General features: G+C 53.7%; 21 protein-coding genes. 8 read left to right on the top strand and 13 right to left on the bottom strand.

Annotated elements, in window-relative coordinates:
* Nucleotides 1–130: 130 nt before the first annotated feature.
* Nucleotides 131–328: an AbrB/MazE/SpoVT family DNA-binding domain-containing protein gene (locus NVV94_RS13245; protein ID WP_258447555.1), complete on the bottom strand. Its 198-nt coding sequence runs from the start codon at nucleotides 326–328 to the stop codon at nucleotides 131–133.
* Between the two features lie 20 nt (nucleotides 329–348).
* Here NVV94_RS13245 and NVV94_RS13240 point away from each other — a divergent pair, with 20 nt between their 5' ends.
* Nucleotides 349–537, top strand: coding sequence for a hypothetical protein (locus tag NVV94_RS13240; RefSeq protein ID WP_258447554.1), 189 nt, complete (start codon nucleotides 349–351; stop codon nucleotides 535–537).
* Between the two features lie 434 nt (nucleotides 538–971).
* Here NVV94_RS13240 and NVV94_RS13235 read toward each other — a convergent pair whose 3' ends face one another.
* From NVV94_RS13235 to NVV94_RS13190, 10 genes are all read right to left on the bottom strand, one after another.
* Nucleotides 972–2,399, bottom strand: coding sequence for an amidase (locus NVV94_RS13235; protein WP_258447553.1), 1,428 nt, complete (start codon nucleotides 2,397–2,399; stop codon nucleotides 972–974).
* A gap of 105 nt (nucleotides 2,400–2,504) precedes the next feature.
* On the bottom strand, nucleotides 2,505–3,050 hold the full coding sequence (locus NVV94_RS13230) for a VOC family protein (RefSeq protein WP_258447552.1): 546 nt from the start codon (nucleotides 3,048–3,050) through the stop codon (nucleotides 2,505–2,507).
* 385 nt (nucleotides 3,051–3,435) lie between these two features.
* On the bottom strand, nucleotides 3,436–4,701 hold the full coding sequence (locus tag NVV94_RS13225) for an aconitase X catalytic domain-containing protein (protein ID WP_258447551.1): 1,266 nt from the start codon (nucleotides 4,699–4,701) through the stop codon (nucleotides 3,436–3,438).
* Between the two features lie 4 nt (nucleotides 4,702–4,705).
* The gene (locus tag NVV94_RS13220; protein WP_258447550.1) at nucleotides 4,706–5,158 is read right to left on the bottom strand and encodes an aconitase X swivel domain-containing protein; all 453 of its coding nucleotides are present in this window, start codon (nucleotides 5,156–5,158) and stop codon (nucleotides 4,706–4,708) included.
* A gap of 391 nt (nucleotides 5,159–5,549) precedes the next feature.
* Complete coding sequence (locus NVV94_RS13215; RefSeq protein ID WP_258447549.1) at nucleotides 5,550–6,188, bottom strand: dimethylsulfoniopropionate lyase; 639 nt, start codon at nucleotides 6,186–6,188, stop codon at nucleotides 5,550–5,552.
* Between the two features lie 60 nt (nucleotides 6,189–6,248).
* A complete protein-coding gene (locus NVV94_RS13210) occupies nucleotides 6,249–7,247 on the bottom strand; it encodes an Ldh family oxidoreductase (protein WP_258447548.1) in 999 nt (332 codons plus the stop codon).
* A 94-nt stretch (nucleotides 7,248–7,341) separates the two neighbouring features.
* Nucleotides 7,342–8,250, bottom strand: coding sequence for a glycine betaine ABC transporter substrate-binding protein (locus NVV94_RS13205; RefSeq protein WP_258447547.1), 909 nt, complete (start codon nucleotides 8,248–8,250; stop codon nucleotides 7,342–7,344).
* Nucleotides 8,251–8,391: 141 nt separating this feature from the next.
* Nucleotides 8,392–10,044 carry an electron transfer flavoprotein-ubiquinone oxidoreductase gene (locus NVV94_RS13200; protein WP_258447546.1) on the bottom strand — a complete coding sequence of 551 codons (1,653 nt, stop codon included), beginning with the start codon at nucleotides 10,042–10,044 and terminating at the stop codon, nucleotides 8,392–8,394.
* A gap of 65 nt (nucleotides 10,045–10,109) precedes the next feature.
* Nucleotides 10,110–11,045, bottom strand: a complete 936-nt coding sequence (locus NVV94_RS13195; RefSeq protein WP_258447545.1) for an electron transfer flavoprotein subunit alpha/FixB family protein — start codon at nucleotides 11,043–11,045, stop codon at nucleotides 10,110–10,112.
* The gene (locus tag NVV94_RS13190; RefSeq protein ID WP_258447544.1) at nucleotides 11,045–11,794 is read right to left on the bottom strand and encodes an electron transfer flavoprotein subunit beta/FixA family protein; all 750 of its coding nucleotides are present in this window, start codon (nucleotides 11,792–11,794) and stop codon (nucleotides 11,045–11,047) included. The genes NVV94_RS13195 and NVV94_RS13190 overlap by 1 nt, the downstream gene beginning before the upstream one ends.
* Before the next feature lie 204 nt (nucleotides 11,795–11,998).
* Between NVV94_RS13190 and NVV94_RS13185 the strand changes: the two genes are divergently transcribed.
* The 3 genes from NVV94_RS13185 (at nucleotide 11,999) to NVV94_RS13175 (ending at nucleotide 15,666) form a co-directional block, all read left to right on the top strand.
* A complete protein-coding gene (locus NVV94_RS13185; RefSeq protein ID WP_258447543.1) occupies nucleotides 11,999–14,035 on the top strand; it encodes an NADH:flavin oxidoreductase in 2,037 nt (678 codons plus the stop codon).
* 61 nt (nucleotides 14,036–14,096) lie between these two features.
* Entirely contained in the window at nucleotides 14,097–15,221 is a 1,125-nt protein-coding gene (locus tag NVV94_RS13180; protein WP_258447542.1) for an S-(hydroxymethyl)glutathione dehydrogenase/class III alcohol dehydrogenase, read from the top strand.
* A 61-nt stretch (nucleotides 15,222–15,282) separates the two neighbouring features.
* Nucleotides 15,283–15,666: a VOC family protein gene (locus NVV94_RS13175; protein ID WP_258447541.1), complete on the top strand. Its 384-nt coding sequence runs from the start codon at nucleotides 15,283–15,285 to the stop codon at nucleotides 15,664–15,666.
* A gap of 42 nt (nucleotides 15,667–15,708) precedes the next feature.
* On the opposite strand, the gene NVV94_RS13170 is transcribed toward NVV94_RS13175, so the two are convergent.
* Both NVV94_RS13170 and NVV94_RS13165 read right to left on the bottom strand, forming a co-directional pair.
* The gene (locus NVV94_RS13170; protein ID WP_258447540.1) at nucleotides 15,709–16,494 is read right to left on the bottom strand and encodes a pyrroline-5-carboxylate reductase; all 786 of its coding nucleotides are present in this window, start codon (nucleotides 16,492–16,494) and stop codon (nucleotides 15,709–15,711) included.
* Nucleotides 16,487–17,191 carry a TetR/AcrR family transcriptional regulator gene (locus NVV94_RS13165; protein ID WP_258447539.1) on the bottom strand — a complete coding sequence of 235 codons (705 nt, stop codon included), beginning with the start codon at nucleotides 17,189–17,191 and terminating at the stop codon, nucleotides 16,487–16,489. The genes NVV94_RS13170 and NVV94_RS13165 overlap by 8 nt, the downstream gene beginning before the upstream one ends.
* Before the next feature lie 113 nt (nucleotides 17,192–17,304).
* Between NVV94_RS13165 and NVV94_RS13160 the strand changes: the two genes are divergently transcribed.
* The 4 genes from NVV94_RS13160 (at nucleotide 17,305) to choV (ending at nucleotide 22,627) form a co-directional block, all read left to right on the top strand.
* Nucleotides 17,305–18,225: a LysR substrate-binding domain-containing protein gene (locus NVV94_RS13160; protein ID WP_258447538.1), complete on the top strand. Its 921-nt coding sequence runs from the start codon at nucleotides 17,305–17,307 to the stop codon at nucleotides 18,223–18,225.
* A gap of 399 nt (nucleotides 18,226–18,624) precedes the next feature.
* Nucleotides 18,625–19,971 carry a dimethylsulfonioproprionate lyase DddP gene (gene dddP, locus NVV94_RS13155; RefSeq protein ID WP_258447537.1) on the top strand — a complete coding sequence of 449 codons (1,347 nt, stop codon included), beginning with the start codon at nucleotides 18,625–18,627 and terminating at the stop codon, nucleotides 19,969–19,971.
* Between the two features lie 587 nt (nucleotides 19,972–20,558).
* Complete coding sequence (gene choW, locus NVV94_RS13150) at nucleotides 20,559–21,407, top strand: choline ABC transporter permease subunit (protein WP_258447536.1); 849 nt, start codon at nucleotides 20,559–20,561, stop codon at nucleotides 21,405–21,407.
* Nucleotides 21,404–22,627, top strand: coding sequence for a choline ABC transporter ATP-binding protein (gene choV, locus NVV94_RS13145; RefSeq protein ID WP_258447535.1), 1,224 nt, complete (start codon nucleotides 21,404–21,406; stop codon nucleotides 22,625–22,627). The genes choW and choV overlap by 4 nt, the downstream gene beginning before the upstream one ends.
* Nucleotides 22,628–22,647: the final 20 nt, after the last annotated feature.

The following is a 22,647-nucleotide window of genomic DNA, read 5'->3' as shown; positions in this document are numbered from 1 at the left end:
TTTAGTTGAGTTATTCCTGAAGTTTATCAAAAAGAGGCGGGAGTGTGATGAAGAACTCCCACGCCGCCATTTTCGCGCCTGCGAAACTCCCGCATTCAGCGTTCAGACGTGTAGGCTTTGAATGGCAGAATCAATCCTGCGAATGAACTGGCGTCAGGGTTATCGTGCCGTCTGGTTGTTTTTCCATGTCCAGCTTGTCACCGCAGTTCAAACCGATAGCCGCCAGAAGTTCGTCAGGCAAAGGTACGATCAGGTCGCCAGTTCCGTCAGCAGCGTCTTGGCAGGTGATTATCCAGCGTTTATTTTCAGAGCCACATGTTGGGTTCAAATTTTTTCCCAGGTGATCAAATGACAGAGCCGATTCATGATTATGATCCTGCGGACTCGCTGGTTGATTCGGAGGCCGTAACTGTCTTTTTGTCTGATGCTTACGACACCGGTGACGCTGCTTATATTGCCGAGGCGATGGCCGTTGTTGCACACAGGTTGGCCAGGCCGAACTTCTCGCATGCGAGAAAAAAGCCGTCACGAGCATGACGATGGCTTCTGTGCTTCTTCATCTGCGCCGATACGAATTTTTGTGGCCCCCCCTTAAAGATGGCGCCACTTAAGGCGCCATCTTTAAGGGGGGGCCACAACCTGATCACCAGGTGAAAAGCACTTCACTCCGCCCCCAGCCCCGCATAGGATACTTCGCATAATGTATATTATGTTAAATCTGGTGCTATGTCAGATATGTCCATGAGCTGTGACCGTTAATGAAAAATGATAAAACTGATGATTAAAAATAAACCGAGATATCAATGAGTTAAGGGCCACTCCTCCGCGGTGGTCAGTTGTGTTACTAAACTTGAATAATGTTTAGACGCTAAGGCCCGCTCGTATTTCTTCAATTCAGTATAGCCAAGTCATCTGTCTGGCAAAGAGCAACCGGATACTTCACCAGCTACCTTTCGCAAAACGTCTGCCGCCTATTTGGCGTACCGTCCAAACCAAGGAGCCGCATGCTCCAACTGTTTAGATACGCTGAGGACTGTATTGTCATCACCGAAATGGCCTACCAATTGAATACCCACAGGCACTCCCTTTCCGGTCCAATGAACCGGCACGCTAGCTGCAGGCTGACCAGATGCGTTGATGATGGCCAAGAATTGAGCAAAGCGTGCACACTTGAGCCTGAAGGTTCGAAAGTCTTCCTGCATCGTCAAAACGCCCAATTTGATAGGCAATTCGCTCAAGGCAGGCGTTAGCATCAAGTCGAAGCCGCGCATATGATGCGCCATCACCCGAGAGACCTGGTGAAAGAAGTTGATCGCCGTTATGTAGTCCGCTGCGGCGATCCCTTTACCATGCTGGTATGCCCCCAGGATCGCCGGCTCGACCAAGGCGCTCCACTCACTAACTGATTTGCCCTTCACCTGGGCATCGATGCTAACCACCGCATTTGCGGCAATCACGTCGATGAAGGACGTGAAAAACCGTTCAAATGAAAGAGGTGGAGGACTGATTTCCACCACAGTGTGCCCTTGCGCAACGAGCAGCGATTCTGTTGTGTCGACAGCAGCCCTGCACTCAGGGTCAACGTCAATCCCCTCCCATCCATCTGCCCACTTGGCTATACGCAAGCGGCGGTCGAACGGGCGCTGTAGGTTTGCCAAAAAGGAAATTGGCGAAGCCGGCCCGGCATAAGGAGCACCAGGTTCTGGCTGCTTGATTGCGTCAAGCACAGCCGCGGTATCCCTTACGGTACGCGTCAGAACGCCATCTGTGGAGAGCCCTCCCCAGCCCTCGCCTCGGGTTGGCCCCATGGGCAAGAGCCCTCGCGAAGGCTTGAATCCAAAAACGCCGCAACAGGACGCCGGCCCCCGGATGGACCCACCGCCATCACTGCCATGGGCCATTGGCACCACACCCAAGGCAACCGTCACGGCGGACCCACCACTGGAACCGCCGGCCGACCGTGCTGGATCCCAAGGATTGAGCGTCGGACCGCCGTTGGCCACGGCCTCTGTGGTGGGCGCCATGCACAGTTCAGGCACCGCTGTCCGGGCAAAGCTGATCAGCCCCGCCGCTTCGAACCGCTGGACCAAGGTGCTATCCACATCGAATCGGGTGTCGTGGAAAAGACGTGAGCCCATCGACGAAGGCAGGCGTGTTGATGGTAGTCCGGAATCCTTAAGCAGGAACGGCAACCCGGCAAAACAACCGATTAGGCATGACTTGCGGGCATCTTCCAACGCTTGATCATAGCGAGGTTCAACAATCGCATTCAACGGCTCAGCTCGGCTCTGTGCAAGTTGGACAGCGATACTCATCAACTCGAAGGGTGTGGTTTCGCCATTTCGCAGCGCAGCGGCAAGGCTCAGGGCGTCGAGCTGTTGGTATTCCAAAGGTGTCATTTCAAAGCCTTCAGCCGAGATGCCCGGCTGCTTGAAGTCGACAGACGCTTTTCGCCCTAGAAAGAAGCCCCAGGCGATAGGCGCTACTGGGACTGAGATTAACCTTCAAATCTGCTTGAAGTACAGGCGAGCACCACAAGCGTGAGCGGGATCCACTCGAAGCAAACCGTCAGCAGTGCTGTGGAAGCTGACATCGTTCCTTTCGAACAACTTGGAAGTCTCCTCGATGTCTCTTACCAGTAACGTGGCAGCGGCGAGATAGGCCTCACCGCGTGCTGGGTTGGCATCTCCACGTGCCTGGGCTTCGGCAGGGGAAATCAGCTCGATGTCCGCACCCTCACCAAAACCAAGCAGGAGGCGATCGGTTTGACAGCACACGCGCTCCGGACCGAGCAATCGGTCGTAAGCAACCCGAGCGGCGTCGAAGTCACTGACGACACCCACCAACCTGCCGAACCCCACGACACCATTTGGGTGGTCCATCCATCCAGGCTGACGCAGCGTATCGGCAGTCAGATCTTCACACAAGTTGGCATGGGTCAATCCCGGGAACAGATCATGAGCCAGCATTACGGTCCGGAAATGCAGATCCAGGACCTTGTCATCGAGCACCAATTTGCGATTGAGGTGCTTCGGCACCTCGATGCCCAACCCGGACTCGATTCCAGCCTTATAACTTTCCTCGGCAGACCTCGCATTGAACCTGCAACGGTTGGATGGCCTTGGGAACCCGGGGGCAGCTAGCTTTCTGGCCCAACAACGGACTTGGGAACGCCTCTGGCAAATATCCCCGCGTCTGAAAAGTCCGTAATCGGTATCGCCGATGAAATAGTCATCGTTGATTGGACGCGGCCCCATGTGGGCGCGAAGAAGCACCACAAGCACGCCACTCCAGTCGAGCACGGCATTTATCTGTTCGGCAGAAATGATCTGAATTGAACGGCCCCTCTCTAAGTTGCAGTAATTGGGCCTATACCAGCCGCCGGCCTCAGCGGTAGCATCTGGCATGGCTTGGAAAGCTACGGAATCAGGCTCTTCACTGTAACCAGCGGGGATTTTCGATGACTCGCTTGCCAGCTATGGCAGAGTTGACACAGTCCTGAAGACTCCCGAAATACACCCCTTTGCCAATCAATCCAGGGCCGTAGTGGGCGAACTTTCCGGAATTGGTCATGGCAGTTTTCGTGGCGGGCGGGAACATCGACGCGTTCAGCATGCACAGGCATAGGTCGGTGCTGACCCTAGCTCCAAATCGCTCGATGCGCTCGACATAACCGGTATCCTGGGCCTGCTTGTAGACGAACTGGCTGGTAGTGATCAAGACATCGCACTTCCCGCTCGCTTGCTTTCCATCCACGAGTTCAGCCAACTCCTTGAAGTCACCTAGGGTGAAATGCGGACTGCCCAGTAGCACGAGATCGAGCTTTTCATCATGGGCGGTGGAAAGCTTGGCGAACACCGACAGAAGGTCTTCGCGGGTAACGTCCAGGGTGCGTGATGCTTGGCCCCCTCCAAGCGCTTGTTCGAGCGTCAGCGCTTCTGGTGTGACACCAACCATATGAAACATTCCCACTGCGCCGGAGGTGGCCAAAGTCGAACTGAGGTACTTGAGATCTTCGACGCTCGGCTTTTCGTGCAAGCCGTTGATTACCGGTATATCCGAGCCAGCATGCTTGCCGATCAGGTAGCCCAGCACCGTGTAGAAGGAGCTGTCCAGATTTGTCAGGTGTGGAACATTAATGAGGAAGTTGCCTTTGCGGTTTTCATCCAGGTGCAGCCCGCAATAAGGTGCCCTGCCGGTGATGGCCGCGCAGATGTCGAGAAAGTCACCATGTCGGTTAGTCCTGGCGCCCAGCACGCTGTTGGAATAGACGATGGCATTTGACTCCGCCCATACAATGTCATCTCCAAGCTTTGGACTATCCGGAAAGACGTAGGGGGTACATGAGAAAATGGGCTTGGCGCCCATCTTCTCAAACGCTGTGGCCAGACGGTCGGCATAGCTGGCAAATTCAGGATCGACATTCTGATCTCTCCAGCGCAGACGGTCGATGGAAATTGCGTTAATGGACGTCGGTACCCGTACCTGTGCCCCCCATTCGGCAAGGGTCTCAATCACATTTAAACTCGCCTGCCCTGTGTAAATGCTGCCACCGACGTGGACGTTGGAAATGTCCAACAGCTTCTTCGCGCCCTGGACGGCTGCGATCCTGATGATGATGCGCAGGGCAATCTGGGCCGCCCGCCCTTCCTCGCCTGCGAGCATGGCCTGATCACGTTCGGAAAGTTCGATATCATGCATGAAGTCATTCATAGAGAGTTACCGTTCCGTCATCAGAAATACTTGCGCCGCTGGCCAAGAAGATCGCTTCGAAGTCAAGGTCGTCCAGTTGCACCACTGGAATCTTCCGATCGAAGAACTCCTCGAACACCACCACGCCGAGCACAATGATCTCGTCAACTTTGTTGAGTATGATTCCCGCTGGAGCATGGCCCGAATGCAGCGCATCGAGTAGCACTGCGCTTCCGGTGCTCGACCCTTTGCCCTTGGGCAGCGCAAAGATCCTTCCGGTCAAGTTTTCTTCACTCAATGGATGGTGTCGATCAACGATCTCTCCAGTTGCCGGATCGTATCCGCCCCAGAAACTCAACATGTTCCTGGTAGCGCAGATGCCTGCTTGGGCACTACCACCGACCAGCACTCGACCTTTTACTCTTCGCATGATCGGCATGCTGTCAAAACTGCCTATATTATTCATTTTATCTCCTCGGGCTAAAGCTGGTGCAAACTAATAGTGCTGTCGGTGCCTCAGGGTTCGAATCCTTGAAATTCAGCTGCGCTACGCGCTGTAATCAACTTCTCGCTCGACTACCCACTCTCGATTGATATAGTCCACGGCTGAGGCATGATGGCTTGGCCCATGCTTGTGAACTGAACTAAGTGCAAATGCGGTACGCAATTGCTATTGAAATGCTGCAGCCCCCCCGAAACCATCAACCCAAGAAATATTGCCCCCTCCGCTTGGACGTCAACGTCACGCACGAATATTAAACGACATGTTTTTTTCTCGAATAACAAGCCAAATGCCGCATGCGGATATAGCTACGCAACTGCCTAATTATCCATTCTCGTCCACTATAAATAGGCTACTAATGAAACAAACCCCACAGCGCCAAAAGAGGAACATCCGTTGATTTCATTGCATGGATGCATGAGGGAGGGTTGAATACCAGCCCGCCAGCTCCAGGACTCCACCAATCCGAGCCCTCTCGGTACCATTCGCCCGGCGAAAGCACGAGATAGAATTCAGCCGGGGGGTGATTATGAAATGGATAGCAGTTAAAAGGCGCCATCAGCGCTAATCCCAATGTTAAGGTAGGACATTCGAATATCCCCCCCGCGCCTGTAATCATCGCATGGCGATGCCTCTCCACGAACGAATCGTCCTGGCCAAGCTTGGCCTCTCGTTTCATCCAGGAAGCGCGAGGCAAAATAATGCCTAACGCATCCAGCACTGCACCCAAATATTCGTTCGTCCTCGGCGCAGAGTTAAGCGCGTGAGACAAATAGGACTCCAGCGATGCGGGAAATTCATGTGGGGCCTCCGATGCCTTTGCAATACTCCATTGCGCAGAACTTAGAGCTGTAGCACACGCCTCAGCCGTATCTAGCGCTACGGTAGCACCGCCTATATTGCTCGACAGGATTTTCTGAAGTGATCGCTGAAGTAGCCGTCCGCTCTTAATCAACTCATGATCCGCAGATAACACGTCAGCGCCACTTTTCATCGCTATCGATCCCTTTCTAGAGATATGGATTAAAGAGCATGTACGCAGCTCTAAAGAAAATTACATATTGCTTAGCTTATCCAGCAGATCAATAGGAAGTCTGATCCCATTGATCTCCGAACTAACCGTTGAACGTTGGCGCTCCCATCCTGGCCTATGGACTCCCATTTCAGTCAATCGGGCCAACTGACTTGCTAGTCGGTGCTCGAGCCCTGATGAAAAGAAATCCGGAGCGAGGGCTAGAATCAGTAGACCACATCCTGGTGTCTGAGCCCCTTGGTGGAAAGCCGGCGAATCAATCGACCAATTAGCGCCAGTTAGACCTGCGGCCAAAACCTCAACCATGAGTATCAGATTAGCCCCACGGTAACCACCGAAAGGAAGAAGTGCACCGCCCAACGCCTCCAAGGCGTTACGTGTTCCATTCCCATGCTGATCCACCGCCCATCCATCAGGAAGGTCGCTACCCGTCGACGCGGCATGAGCGATATTTACGAATGCAGTAGCGCTGCACGCCTGGTCAAACATCAGAGGTATGCCATCCGCCGACGGCGCTGCAAATGAGAGCGGATTTGTAGAATAGGTCTTGCCCTTAGATCCAGGAACTGCAACGAGCGCTGGGCCATTGGCGACCGCCAACGCAATCAGGCCGGCCTTGGCAAGACGAATTGTATAGTCACCCAGTTCACCGCTTGTAAAGCTATTGCACTGGCTCAGTGTGGCCATACCATTTTCGTATGCGGCATGGCACAACGAATCGAAACACCGATCTACGCCCAGCTGTGCTATCCCGCCTCTCGCATCAGATTTGAAGATAATCGGGCTGGAAGATGAGATTCTTGGCTCGGCACGCGGATCTATTCGACCAGATGAAAAGCCGGACAAGTAATCAGCAAGATGACGAAAACCAACTGCTTCATTACCGCGGGTTTGTGCAGCCACTGTGGCGCGGGCTAATGATTCGGCCACTGCCGGTGAACAACCTTTTGATTCGCAGAGTCGCTTCACCCAATCGACAGCTTCATCGATTGTAAAGCTACGATAGGCTGTAGTTTTCAAGGGATATCGCCTTAACGTTTCATTCGATGCAGCCGGTGCCCTTCACTCTCCGTCAAGGGCACCAAACTGCAAAATAGCTACAGGAAAGCGGCTGTTATTGCTGAACCGCCGTCGTGGATGCGGTGTTGGCGTCAAACATTGCCTCAAAGCGGGGCTTGTTAGCTGCGTAGTAGGCTGCAACAACCTGGTCTGCCGAGCTGTCACGCGCAGTAAACATCAGTTTCTCAAGGTCAGCTTGAGGAATCGTATAGTTGGCGAAGAATCGAGCAACTTCGGGGTGCTCCGCGCTAAAACCTTTGCGGGCAACAGCATGGATTTTCTCAGCACCGCCGAAAATCTGCTTGGGATCGTCCAAATAACGCAGCGACCACTTAGAGAACATCCAGTGCGGGCTCCATGCGTTAATCAAAGACCACTTGTCACGCTTCAGGTTACGATCCAACTCGCTCAACATTCCAGATTCTGAAGAGGCAACCATTTTATAGCCATCAAGATTATATTCTTTGATGGCCTTCTCCGTCAGCTTATATTGACCATTACCTACTTCGGAAGTCAAGATTTTGCCGCCGAGTTTTTGTCTTACCTCTGGCTTGTTAAGGTCTTCGACACTGGCGATCTCACTGGTTGGAATAGAAGTAGGCACCGCCATGCCGATTCGCCCCTCATAAAGCACGCCGAGATCTTCAAGCTTGTCGCGGTATTTATCATAGAATGCCTTGTGAGTGCTCGGCAGCCAGACCATCGGGATCAGGTCGATATTGCCGTTAGCCAACGCTTGAAATTGGATACCAATATCGGCCAGAACCAATTTCACCGGCTGCTTCAGGTGGTCTTGTATTGCGGTATTTGCTAGCTTTACAGCAATTTCCGTATCCGACCAATTAACCCAGCCTATACGAATAGGCGCGGGATCTTCGGCTTGAGCAACAAGACTGCAGAAGGCCATCGCCACCCCTGCAAGCGAGCCGAAAACAGTTTTACTGAAAAACGAATGACTAACCATGGTGTATCTCCGCGTACTGTATTAATGGTTATTGGCAGGGCAGCAGATAATTCAACCTTCCTTATGAGAGCAAAATGAGACCGCAGTCACAAGGCAATTAATCTCATATCGACATGAGCTTAAGTTATGCGAAAATTTCTATCACATATTTGGATAGTTTGGCCCTCCTCCGCCCTCGGGCGGAACCCACGTAATATTTTGAGTAGGATCCTTAATGTCGCAGGTTTTACAATGAATGCAATTTTGTGCATTGATCTGCAACGCTTTTTCAGCTCCTGAAGTTTTTATGATTTCGTATACTCCCGCTGGGCAGTACCGCTGCGCGGGCTCATCATAAACCGGCAAATTTAGTTCTATCGGTATGCTGCCAGCCCCCAATTTGAGGTGGACTGGCTGATCTTCTTCATGGTACGTATTAGACAAAAATACCGATGACAACCGATCGAAACTTATTACTCCATCTGGCTTAGAATAAGCCCGCGATGGAGAGTCAGACACGGATTTCATTTTTTCATGATCCCGAGCCTTGTCGCGCAGAGTGAATGGTAATCGCCCGTTAAAAACGTTCTGATCTAAGAGGTTGAACGCTCCGCCAAGTACAGATCCGAGTTTGTGCATTGCAGGCCCAAAGTTTCTGGTGCGCTTTAACTCCTCTCCGAGCCAACTGCTGGAAAAAAGCTCTTCGTACACATCCAGCGGTTGTGTCGAATTTGCTCCTGATTTCACAGCCTCGAATATCGCCTGGGCCGCCAGCATCCCAGACTTCATTGCAGCGTGGGTACCTTTGATTTTAGCGAAATTGAGGGTTCCTGCGTCGCACCCCACAAGCAACCCACCTGGAAACGCCATTTTGGGAAGTGAGTTGTGGCCCCCCTTGGCGATAGCTCGTGCGCCGTAGCTCACTCTTTTCCCACCCTTTAGGTAACGCTGAATGATCGGGTGGTGCTTGTAACGCTGGAACTCTTCGAAGGGGGAAAGGTGCGGGTTCTGGTAGCAAAGATCCACAATCAGCCCAACAACGATCTGGTGATTGGCCGTGTGATACAGAAAGGAACCCCCAGGGTTGTCATCGTCTAGGGGCCATCCAGTCGCGTGTACGACCAGCCCCTCTTCGTGAACCGAAGGATCGACATCCCAAATTTCTTTGAGGCCAATCGCATAGTGCTGAGGATCTGAGTCTTTATCCAAGGCGAAATTCTGGATGACGCGTTTACCCAAATGGCCACGACACCCTTCTGCCAATACCGTGTAGCGAGCCCGTAACTCCATTCCGGGCGTGAAGTAGCCAGCACGCTCCTGGCCGTTTCGATCCAGCCCCATATCGCCAGTAATAATACCTTTGACTATGCCCTGTTCCATGATCAGGTCACTCGCTGCAAAGCCTGGGTAGACCTCCACGCCCAAAGCTTCGGCCTGTTCCGCAAGCCATCTGCATAGATTGCCTAGCGAAATAATGTAGTTGCCTTCATTGTGCAGGGTTTTAGGTGCCATCCAACCTGGGACTCTGCGAAACTTTTCGGGCCCGGAAAGCCAGTAGATATCATCCCGAAGAACTTTTGTATGCACCGGTGCACCCTGGGCTTGCCAGTCCGGGAACAGCTCATCGAGCGCGCGGGTCTCGAATACTGCTCCTGACAGGATATGTGCACCGATTTCAGAGCCTTTTTCGACTATGCATACGCTTAGGTCTTGACCGTAGGCAGCGGCCAGTTGTTTGAGACGGCAAGCGGTCGCTAGGCCAGCAGGCCCGCCCCCCACGATCACTACATCGAACTCCATTTGGTCGCGCTGCACGGGCTCACCCTAGCTATCATCAGGCTGTTATAAATTTGGCGCCCAGCACTATCACCGGGCACCACTCACAGCGACTTTTCAAGCGCCGGTAACGCTTCAAAAAGGTCTGCCACCAACATGTAATCCGCCACTTGGGCGATCGGAGCCTCAGCATCCTGGTTGATCGCAACAATCACTTTTGAACCACTCATACCCGCCAGGTGTTGAATGGCTCCACTGATACCAGCGGCGATATACAAATCCGGTGCCACGATTTTGCCCGTTTGCCCTACCTGCAGGTCGTTCGGGGCGAAACCAGAATCCACAGCTGCGCGCGATGCACCTACGGCTCCGCCAAGCTTGTCTGCCACACGCTTGATCAATGCAAAGTTTTCTTTGCTTTGCATTCCGCGGCCGCCGGAAACCACAACGCGAGCGTTCGAAAGTTCGGGCCTTTCGCTAACCGTTAGCTGTTCGCTTACAAAACGAACATTGGTCGCGTTTTGCCCGCCGTCAACGACCACCACATTGCAGCGATCCGGGCGTGACGTAGCTGGGGCAAACGCGGAAGCGCGGATGGTAAGTAATTTAATTGGGTCAAGCGATTGAACCGTGGCGAGAGCGTTACCTGCATAAATAGGACGCAGGAAAGTGTCTTCTGACAAAACTTTCGTCACGTCCGAAAGCATGCCTACATCCAAGCTCGCCGCTACCCGAGGCAGCACATTACGGCCCATGCTGCTTGCATCGGCAAGAACATGCGTATATTCCTCAGCCACCAGCCGGGTGATCAGCGGTTGAACGTTCTCCGCCAACGGCTTCTCGAACATCGCCACCTGAACGAGCAATACCCGACGTACTCCCTTCGTATGTGCCGCTTGTTCCGCCGCTGCCGCCGCGTCTTGCCCGCCGATTACAAGCAGATCAGTTTCAAGACCTAGATCGATAGCGGCAGTAACGGCGCTCAGGGTGCCTGCAGTAAGTTGACCAGCTGCGTGTTCGGCCATAACCAATGTGCGCATCAAATCACCCCCGCAACATATTTAAGTTTTTCCACCAGTTCGGATACCGAACCGACTTTGATACCGGCTTTACGAACTGGCGGTGGCGCCACCTCTAGCAGCCGAGTGTGTTCCTTCACGCTCGCGCCCAAACTGTCAGCGGCAATCACCTCAAGCGGTTTTTTCTTGGCTTTCATGATGTTCGGCAACGAGGCATAGCGCGGTTCATTCAGGCGCAGATCGCAGGTGACAACTGCAGGCGCTGAGAGGGCCACAACCTGGCTACCGCCATCGACCTCGCGCTCGACGACCCATTGACCATCGGCATAGTTGACAGCTGACGCATAGGTGGCCTGACCGCTACCTATCAACTGCGCAACCATCTGCCCGGTCTGGTTGTTCTCCTGGTCGATCGCCTGTTTGCCGAAAAGGATCAATTGCGGCTTTTCGTTATCGATAACTTTGCTCAGGTATTTGGCCACATTGAGCGGCTCTTGCACCGCGCTAGTTTCGACCAGGACTGCTCGATCCGCACCGAGCGCCAATGCCGTGCGTAATTGTTCTTGCGCAGCAGAGGTGCCTACAGAAACCACCACCACCTCGGACGCCACTCCTTTTTCCTTGAGGCGAATTGCCTCCTCCACAGCGATTTCGCAGAACGGGTTCAAGGCCATTTTCACGCCATTCAGGTCTACGCCTGAACCGTCAGCTTTCACTCGAACCTTCACGTTCGGGTCGATGGCGCGTTTTACCGCTACGAGCACTTTCATAGTCCTTGGGCACTCCTGAATCGGTGCATTGAATGACTGGCGCGAACGAGCCAGATCATCTGCTGTTTCGACCGGATGTTAGCCCCGTTTTTTTTGTCATGCAAGCAAAATGTACACCTACGTCTTTATCATTGACACACATGTACATTCAACATACCTTGTTGTCAAAACCAAGCCTGATGTTCTGTCCAGGAGCACAACACAATGTCCAGCGATCCCTTGCTGCAGCCCTACAAGATCAAACACCTGACCCTCAGAAACCGGATCATGACTACCTCCCATGAGCCGGCCTACCCTGTCGACGGCATGCCCAAGGATCTGTACCGGGCTTATCACGTTGAGCGCGCAAAGGCCGGTGTAGCGCTGACCATGACCGCTGGCTCCGCCGCTGTTTCCCGCGACAGCCCGCCTGTGTTCAACAATGTGCTGGCGTACAAGGACGAGGTGGTTAAATGGATGAAGGATCTAACCGACGAATGCCACGAACACGGTGCGGCGGTGATGATTCAACTTACCCACTTGGGGCGGCGTACGCGCTGGGACAAGGCTGACTGGCTTCCGGTCGTATCGCCTTCTCATCGGCGTGAGGCGTCTCACCGAGCCTTCCCGAAAAAGATGGAAGACTGGGACATTGATCGCATCATCAAGGATTACGTGGATGCCGCCGAACGCATGAAGGCTGCAGGCCTGGATGGTCTGGAGCTGCAGGCTTATGGCCACCTGATGGATCAGTTCTGGTCTCCACTGACCAACGATCTCGACGGCCCTTACGGCGGCTCGCTGGAAAACCGTCTGCGCTTTACCTTTGACATTCTGCGCGGCATCCGTCAGCGCTGCGGCGAAGATTTCCTGCTCGGGGTTCGCTACACCGGCGATGAAGATCTGCCCGGTGGTTTCGGTGCCCAAGACGGTATCCAGATCTCACACATGCTCAAAAACAGTGGTCTGGTCGACTTCCTTAACGTAGTTCGTGGACACATTGATACCGACGCCGGCCTGACCGATGTGATCCCGATTCAAGGCATGCGTAACGCTCCGCACCTCGATTTTGCCGGCGAAATCCGCTCTGCTACCGGTTTCCCTACCTTCCATGCAGCCAAGATCCCGGATGTAGCAACGGCGCGACATGCCATCGCCTCAGGGAAGGTGGACATGATCGGTATGACCCGAGCACACATGACCGATCCGCACATCGTGCGCAAGATCATCGAAAAGCGCGAAGAGGAAATCCGCCCCTGCGTAGGTGCCAACTACTGCCTGGATCGCATCTATCAGGGCGGCGCGGCGTATTGCATCCACAATGCTGCGACCGGGCGTGAAACCACCATGCCCCATGAAATTCCCAAAGCACCGGCCAAGCGAAAGGTGGTAGTGATCGGAACCGGCCCGGCGGGCCTGGAGGCAGCCCGTGTCGCCGGTGAACGCGGCCACGACGTTACGGTGTTCGAAGCTGCTGACCAGCCCGGCGGACAGATCCGGTTGACCTCTCTTAGCGAGCGTCGCCGGGAGATGATCAGCATCATCGACTGGCGCATGACTCAGTGCGAACGCCTCGGTGTGAAGTTCCACTTCAACACTTGGGTCGAGGCCGAGACCGTGCTTGCTGAAGAACCAGATGTGGTGATTGTTGCCACAGGTGGCTTGCCGCACACAGAGGTGCTCCAACAGGGCAACGAACTGGTGGTGTCGACTTGGGACATCATTTCGGGCGACGTCAAGCCAGGCAAGAATGTACTGATCTTCGATGACGCTGGTGATCATGCCGCGTTGCAGGCTGCGGAAGTCATTGCCAAGAGCGGTGCAACGCTGGAAATCGTTACACCTGACCGCGCGTTTTCGCCGGAGGTGATGGCCATGAACCTGGTGCCTTACATGCGCAGCCTGCAAGACCTGGACGTTACCTTCACCGTCACGTATCGGGTCGATTCTGTGGAAAAACGCGACGGTAAGCTGGCAGTCAATTTCGGCAGTGATTATGGCCGAGTGAATAAGCAAAGGATGGTCGATCAGGTCGTGATCAACCACGGCACAATTCCTTTGGACGATTTGTACTTCGATCTACGTCCCCATTCGAGCAATGGCGGCGCGGTCGAGCAGCACAATCTGATCGCTGGAAAAGCCCAGAACATTGTTACCCACCCTGAAGGCCGTTTTCAGCTATTCCGGATTGGGGATGCAGTCTCAGCGCGTAATACACATGCCGCCATCTACGATGCATTGCGGCTGCTGAAAGACATCTAACACCATGCCCCTGGCTTCATACACCAGGGGCAATTTTCACACTTAGTCACAAGGCTCTTCCATGTCAGCACAGACCTTGAAGTCCAGGGCTGCGGTCGCGTTTGCACCCAATGAACCGTTGCAGTTAGTTACTATCGATGTAGCCCCTCCGAAGGCCGGGGAAGTACGCGTTCGCATCGTCGCCACGGGTGTCTGTCACACCGATGCCTTTACTCTTTCGGGAAGCGATCCTGAAGGAATTTTCCCCAGCGTGTTGGGGCATGAAGGCGGTGGCGTCATCGAAGCCATTGGCGAAGGCGTAACTTCACTGCAAGTCGGCGACCATGTAATTCCGCTCTATACCGCTGAATGTAAGCAGTGCAAGTTTTGCCTGTCCGGCAAGACTAACCTCTGCCAGGCAGTCCGCGCGACCCAAGGCAAAGGCTTGATGCCCGACGGCACCTCACGTTTTTCATATGAAGGTAAGCCACTGTTCCACTACATGGGCTGCTCGACATTCTCCGAATACACCGTGTTGCCCGAAATTTCTCTGGCGAAGATTCCTAAGGACGCTCCGCTGGATCAGGTTTGCCTGCTCGGCTGCGGGGTGACCACAGGTATTGGCGCTGTACTCAATACCGCTAAGGTTGAGGCTGGTGCTAGCGTCGCGATCTTTGGGCTCGGGGGTATCGGCCTCGCCGCGATCATTGGCGCAAAGATGGCCAACGCCGGGCGCATCATTGCAGTCGATATCAACCCAGCCAAGCGGGACGTTGCGGTGTCGTTGGGCGCGACAGATTTCATCAATCCCAAGGAACACGAAAAGCCTATCCAGGACGTCATCGTCGAACTCACCGATGGCGGTGTGGATTATTCCTTCGAGTGCGTAGGCAACGTTCAGTTGATGCGGGCGGCACTGGAATGCTGTCACAAGGGTTGGGGTGAATCGACCATCATCGGCGTTGCCGGCGCAGGACAAGAAATCAGTACTCGCCCATTCCAGCTGGTTACCGGCCGCGTGTGGCGCGGTAGCGCGTTCGGTGGCGTGAAGGGCCGTACAGAACTCCCCAGCTATGTCGAGAAGGCCAGCCGTGGAGAGATCCCGTTGGAAACGTTTATCACCCACAACATGCCTCTTGAAGAAATCAACAAAGCATTCGACCTGATGCATACCGGGCAAAGCATTCGCACCGTCATCCATTACTGAGATTCAGCCGGCATTCGATCCGGTCGACACTCCAATCACCACCAATAGAAAGGAAACAAAGATGTCCGTTTTTACTCACGTTACCGTCGGCACCAACGATCTGAAAAAAGCACGCGCATTCTATGACGTTGTTTTGAAGGAGATCGGCCTGAATCGCGTTGCCGATCTCGACGAGGCCGGATCGATCTGGGGCGTCGATAAGCCTTCGTTCTTTGTGCTCAAACCGGCTAACGGAAATCCTGCCACTATCGGCAACGGTGTCACAGTAAGCTTTGAAGCCCCTAACCGTGCTGCTGTTCAAGCTTTCCATGAAGTTGCATTAGCAAACGGTGGCGTTAGCGAAGGCCAGCCAGGCCCTCGTGGCTGGGCTGAAAATGCCTATGCCGCTTACGCTCGTGATTTGGATGGGAACAAGCTGGCTGTTTACTGTTTCAAGGCGGAGTAACTAGATGCTACCCGAAGCCCCCTAAATGGGGGCTTCGGCTTATTAAGATTGAAGCCCATTACGGGCGACGGCAGCCCCTTCTTGCAGCGCCCTACCAATTTGTTCCTCGAACTGCCCATCAATCATCGTTTGCAAAGCGGCGGCAGTCACACCTCGGTACGCCACCAAGGCATCTATCATCTCCTGAGCATCGTGGCTGACCAACAGCTGGCTGCTATTTACCACCACGTTTTTCGCGGCAAGTTGCGCGATATCGGCAGGTATGCCCGCGGCAATTGCCTGACTGACCAGGGCCGTCATCAACAACGCAGGGAACGCAGGGCCAGTGCCAGAGAGCGCAGAGAGGTAATCAATGGAGTCCTCATCTTGAACCTCCGCTGCAACACCCACGCACTCGAATAAGCGCTGCACCAAACTCCTCATTGATGCATCTATCCTTCCGAAGCAATACCAAGGCGTAAAGGACTGTTCAATTTCCACCGCCGCGTTGGGCATTGCCCGTACAACTGTCGTAGCTGAGGTAGCTTCTGCAATAGCTTGTGCCGTTATCCCAGCCATCAACGATACGACCGTTTTGCCTTCCGCGCTGATGTTCAAGCTAGCGAAATGATCAGGACGAACCGCGATTATGACCAGGTCGCAGCGATCCACTAAGTCTTGGTTATCAGTGGCCAAGGAGGCGCCGCTTTGCGCCAGCGGGTGGCTGCCTGAACGGTTAGAAATGATCAAGTTGCCAGCCGGTAATAGTGCCTTCGCAAGCACTGCTTTGGCGATCGATCCGCCCAACCAACCCGTTCCGCCAATGATCCCAAGGGTTTCATTAGTCATTTGCAGCCGCCTCCTCAAAGGTGTCGGTTAAAGCGACGAAGACCCCAGGTTCCTTTTCGGCATAACCGAATTTGCCATAGAAGCGATCCAATTCGCGTTTTTGGGGTGCTTTGCCAGTAAAAATGCTTACGTAATGAGGTATACGGTGAAAACGCTCTACGATCCCCTCATTCGTCTTCATAGTGATATAGCCGATTTGAGTAAGATAAATCGTTCGGGCCCGGGCATCAGCACCTTGGCTGTCATAGCCAAAGCGCTTGAACATGCTGGCCAAAGCGCTCATTCGTTGTTCGTCTACGGTCGAGACCTCTTCAGCAACCTCATCTGACTGAAGCGCCCAACTGCGCACTGCAAACTCGAATTGCGAGTCGAATAGTTCTGGATTGAGCCAACATTCAAAGACATTCAGGATCGCCTCGGAAATACTTTCCGCATAGCTTTCGCACTGCCGGATCAACCCACCAGTATTTGTATCTCGCCAGCGTAGCAATAAGGCAGCTAGCAATTGCTCGCGATCCTCAAAGAACCAATAGAAGCTGGTTCGTGATAAGCCAAGGCGCTTGGCTAGCGGCATGACCCGAACAGCATCGATGCCCGACTCCTTGAGAGCGTCATAGGCAGCTTCCAGCCACCCCTCCGGCGACCCGCGCCAACCTGTATCCTGGGCCTTACCACGACCCTTCCCTATCTGGGACATGTCGTTTCACCTTCTTCAAATATGCGTGATTTTACTGTACTATGATGTCATCCAAATGTACACTAAAGTACATTTGATTGACTTCCCGCCTCGGCGTCGAGAGATCAAACACCATGAAAATCCAACCGCTGCCTCCTCTCAATAGCTTGGTTGTTTTCGAGGCTGTCGCACGCCATCTGAGCTTCACTTGCGCCGCTAAGGAGCTGAACGTAACTCAGGGGGCTATCAGCAGGCAGATAAGGCTGTTGGAGGAATACCTTGGCGAAAGCTTGTTTGAACGAAACACCCGTGAAGTCAGCCTAAACCCGGTGGGTAGCCGTTACTATGGGACTGTGCATTTGATGTTGCAGGAACTTGCCAGAGGCACCGAAGAAATCCGACGCTGGCAAGGTGGGCGGCAAATTACAGTCATGACCAGCTCAGCCATGGCCTCATTCTGGTTGCTTCCAAAGGTTGGAGACTTTCAACGCCTGAACGAGGACGTCGACCTTCGAATCGTGGCTTATGACCGTGTCAAAGACCACTCTCGCCTCGATTGCGATATTGCGCTGTACTACTGCCGCACCCCACCCTCGCGGATGACCGCTACCCCACTGTTTTCAGAGGAGGTTTTCCCAGTCTGCAGCAGAGAGTATTTAGACAAACACCCTCATATAAGGCATATCGATCAGCTAGACTCCGCAACGTGGTTATGGCTCGATGATCCTCAACGAGACTGGATAGGTTGGCCAGAATGGTTTGAGCGGCTTGGCTACGAGGCTCGAGCCCCTCGCCACAGGGTGAACATCAACAACTATTCGATGCTGATTCAGTCTGCCTTGACCGGACAGGGTATTGCGTTAGCCTGGTCACATTTGGTTGGAAACCATCTAGAAACTGGTGACTTAGTCAAGCCGGTCGACGAAGTATTGCAAACCGAGGCAAAGTTTTGTCTCTTGGAGCACAAAGGCCGGGTCGGCAACCAATACATCGTGAGCAGGTTTCGAGAATGGCTGATCCAACAGGCCGCACCCACTGATGACAAAACCTCATAAACTAATGAGATAAAATAGTTTGTCACAGAAGCATATTTATATAATTATTTCCTTGAGGCAGGAACCAGCCAACTAAAACAACAGCGGGCCGCCATCATGAACTATAGATCCGTCTCCTCTTGAAGCCGTTGACACCCGTCCAAAGAATGCCGGGCAACTCTCCCTTTCAAAACCTCCACTTACTCCATCTCCCCTGCCCAAACCTTGATAACTGCTGCCGCGAAAACCTCGCACAGACTTCCTTGTGTCCGAGCCGTTGGCACAAAACTATCAACCGTTTGAAAAGAGGCAATATATGTCCAAGACAAATAAGAATCAAAAAACCGCCAGGCAGCTAAGCGCCTCCCAATCGAGTCGAGCGCGGCCGTTCATCACAATAAAACCAGGACAACTGATACGATGATGACGTTGCCTTATTCCATTCCCCCTAACGCACGTCGCATCGACCCAGCCCGACGGCGTGCCTTCGCGCTGAAGGCCGACGGCTCCGTCGAAGACAACGACCGCGTTGAGATCGGCCCCACGCCCCTGGCTTTCGCCGAATGGGCGCGTCTAGGGTTGCAACCGCCACACTTGCCGACCATGCGCGAATATCGTCTGCAGCGCATTTGCGAACAACTGGTATCTCGTGATTTGGGCGGTATTTTGCTGTTCGACCCACTGAACATTCGCTACGCCACTGACACTACAAACATGCAACTATGGACTTCCCACAATCCCGCGCGCGCATGTTTCATTGCGGCCAGTGGGTACGTGGTGCTGTGGGATTTCCACGGTTGTGATCACCTTTCCGCTCATCTGCCGCTGGTCAGCGAGCTACGTAGTGGTGCGTCTTTCTTTTATTTCGAAACCGGCGAGCATACGGAGGAGCACGCACGGCATTTCGCCGCCGAGCTTGAGGATCTCTTGCGTCAGCACGCCGGAACCAATCGTCGTCTTGCGGTAGACCGCATAGAGGTCGCTGGGGTGCGGGCGCTTGATGCATTGGGTGTGGATATCTGCAGTGGCCAAGAGGTGACGGAATTTGCCCGAATGATAAAAGGCCCTGAAGAGATCAAGGCCATGCGCTGCGCTGTCGCGTCTTGCGAAGCTTCCGTGGCCGAAATGCACCAAGCTCTGCGCGCCGGTGCCACTGAAAATGACATCTGGGCTGTTTTACACTCTGGCAACATCCGCCGTGGCGGCGAGTGGATCGAGACACGCATCCTCAGCTCCGGCCCGCGCACCAACCCGTGGTATCAGGAGTCCGGCCCAAGGGTATTGAGCGACGGCGACCTGTTGTCGTTCGACACTGACCTGATCGGAACATATGGCATGTGCGTCGACATGTCGCGCAGCTGGATCTGCGGGGGCCTTGAGCCAACCGCTGAGCAGAAGCGCCTATATCGAATTGCCCATGAGCATGTCACACGCAACATCGAACTGATCAAGCCAGGCGCTCGTTTTACCGAGCTGACCACCAGGGCCCATCGATTGCCCGAGCCGTGCCGCGCCCAGCGTTACGGCGTGCTTTTCCATGGTGTGGGTTTATGCGACGAGTACCCCTGCATCCGCTATCCGGAAGACTTGGAAACGTATGGTTACGAAGGCGAGTTGCAAGTGGGCATGGCCCTGTGTGTCGAAGCATATGTCGGTGAGGTGGGCGGACACGACGGGATCAAGCTGGAGAACCAGCTGTTAGTGACTGAGGACGGCTACGAATTGCTGACTCATTACCCCTTTGATGACAGCTTCCTGCGTGATTGAACTATACAAAACCGAGGTAAAGTTTTGTCTTTTGGAGCGCGCAGACCGGGGCGGCAGCCAATACATTGTGAGCAGGTTTCAAGAATGGCTAATGCAACAAACCGGATTCATTAATTACAAAAACTCATAGGATATTGACATAAAATCGTTTGTCAGCGAGGTGCGTTTGTATAACCATCTCCTACAGGCAAGGACTCCAAACTAAAACAACAGCGAGCCGCCATCATGAACCATAGATTAAAATCCTCTCGAAGCCGTTTGACAACTGGCCAAAGAATGCCAGGGCTATTGCCTTTGTCAGTCCTTCCACCTGTTATCCATCCACTGCCCAAACCTTGATGACTGCTATCGCGAATTAATCGCGGAGTCTCTTCGTGCTGCCTGAGACCTTGGCGCACAAGTATCAACCGTTTGAAACGAGGCAATAGATGCTCAAGCCAGATAAAAATCGAAAAATCGCTAGATAGCCAGACGTTGTCCAGTGACAACTGAGTTTCGAGCACACCGCGCGATAGGATCAGCTGTAGAGCCCTATTCCCGGACGGCTGTGTTCGCGGATAATTTCTTCCATCAGCCGGATTAACGATATGTGGATTACACAAGATAAAATTCCGTTGGGCGAGCATATTGCCCAGTTTGTCGATTGGTTAACTCAGCATGGTGCAGGAGTATTCGACTCCATATCGCTCGCACTGTCTGGAGTCATAACTGTTTTTACTCAAGCGCTCCTTTGGTTCAACCCCGTAGCGTTGATAGCTTTATTCGCACTCTTGGCTTATTACATCCAGCGCAAGGTAAGCCTCACACTCTTTGTCGCCTGCTCATTCTTGCTGATATTAAATCTTGGCTACTGGCAAGAAACCATGGAGACCCTTGCCCAAGTTACATTTGCCACTCTTGTGTGCGTGATCATCGGCGTCCCACTAGGCATCGTCGCGGCTCATCGCCCTTGGTTTTACGCGGCCCTTCGACCGATACTCGACCTAATGCAAACCGTGCCCACCTTCGTTTATCTGATCCCAACCCTCACTCTTTTCGGCCTGGGAGTAGTTCCAGGATTGATATCCACGGTGGTATTCGCCATTGCCGCACCGATCCGCCTTACCTATCTCGGTATCTGTGATGTTCCAGAAGAGTTGATGGATGCCGGTAAGGCCTTCGGCTGTTCACACCGCCAGTTGTTGGCGCGCATCGAACTGCCTCACGCCATGCCCAGCATTGCTGCTGGCATCACTCAATGCATCATGTTGTCACTGTCCATGGTAGTAATCGCTGCCCTGGTCGGTGCCGATGGTCTCGGCAAACCCGTGGTGAATGCGCTGAACACCGCCGATATCGCGCTGGGCTTCGAAGCAGGCCTAGCTATTGTGCTGCTAGCTATCATGCTCGACCGTATCTGCAAGCAACGTGAAAATATGAAAGGAGGTGACGTATGAGCATCATCCGTTTTGAAGATGTCGACGTCATCTTCTCGGCCCGCCCGAAACCCGCTCTGGAATTGCTTGACCAAGGCCTTTCGCGCCCAGACATCCTCAAAAAGACTGGCTTGGTTGTGGGCGTGGAAAAGGCCAACCTGGAAATCAACAAGGGTGAGATCTGCGTGCTAATGGGCCTATCAGGCTCCGGCAAATCAAGCCTGTTGCGGTGCATCAACGGCCTGAACACCGTCAGCCGCGGCAAGCTGTTCGTCGAGCACGAAGGCTCGCAGATCAACATCGCATCCTGCACCCCTGCTGAACTGAAGATGATGCGCACCAAGCGAATCGCTATGGTGTTTCAGAAGTTCGCCCTGATGCCCTGGCTCACGGTGCGCGAGAACATCAGCTTCGGCCTGGAGATGCAAGGTCGTCCAGAGAAGGAACGACGCAAGCTGGTAGATGAGAAACTTGAGCTGGTGGGATTGACCCAATGGCGCAACAAGAAGCCAGATGAGCTATCAGGGGGCATGCAGCAGCGTGTAGGACTAGCTCGCGCACTGGCGATGGATGCAGATATTCTGCTGATGGACGAGCCTTTCTCTGCTCTCGATCCGCTGATTCGCCAGGGTCTGCAGGACGAACTGCTCGATCTGCAGCGCAAACTGCACAAGACAATCGTGTTCGTTAGTCATGACCTGGACGAAGCACTGAAGCTAGGAACGCGCATTGCCATCATGAAAGACGGCAAGATCATTCAATACAGCAGGCCCGAAGAGATCGTGCTGAACCCGGCCGATGACTACGTACGCAACTTCGTCGCTCATACCAACCCATTGAATGTGCTGTGTGCGAAGAGTTTGATGACCGAGCTGGATCAGTGCGTTTTCGCTCGTGATGAGTATTGCTTGGATTCCATTCAAAATCTCTGGATGGTAATGAGCCAATCACGTCGATTGGCCAGCATCCGACGGGGTGCAATGGCCGCAGAGACGCAAACATGGAATCCCACTAAGCGGATCGACACCCTACGCCGACAGGTGACTTTGGTACCACCAGACACCAGCATGAGAGACGCGCTTCAGATTCGCTACGAGACTGGCAATCCACTAATCGTACAGGATGAGACCAATACTGTTGTAGGTGTACTGGGCGACAGGGAACTGTATCGCGCCTTACTAGGGCATAACGTATCGCCCCCCATTCCTTCCGAAACAGTGAAAGAGTCATCGGTCGCATGATTGAGCGGCGACACTCTACT

The organism is Pseudomonas sp. LS1212 (assembly GCF_024741815.1).
Classification (GTDB): Bacteria; Pseudomonadota; Gammaproteobacteria; order Pseudomonadales; family Pseudomonadaceae; genus Aquipseudomonas.
The sequence above is the reverse complement of the archived record's forward strand: the minus strand, read 5'-3'. Positions and strand labels throughout refer to the sequence as shown.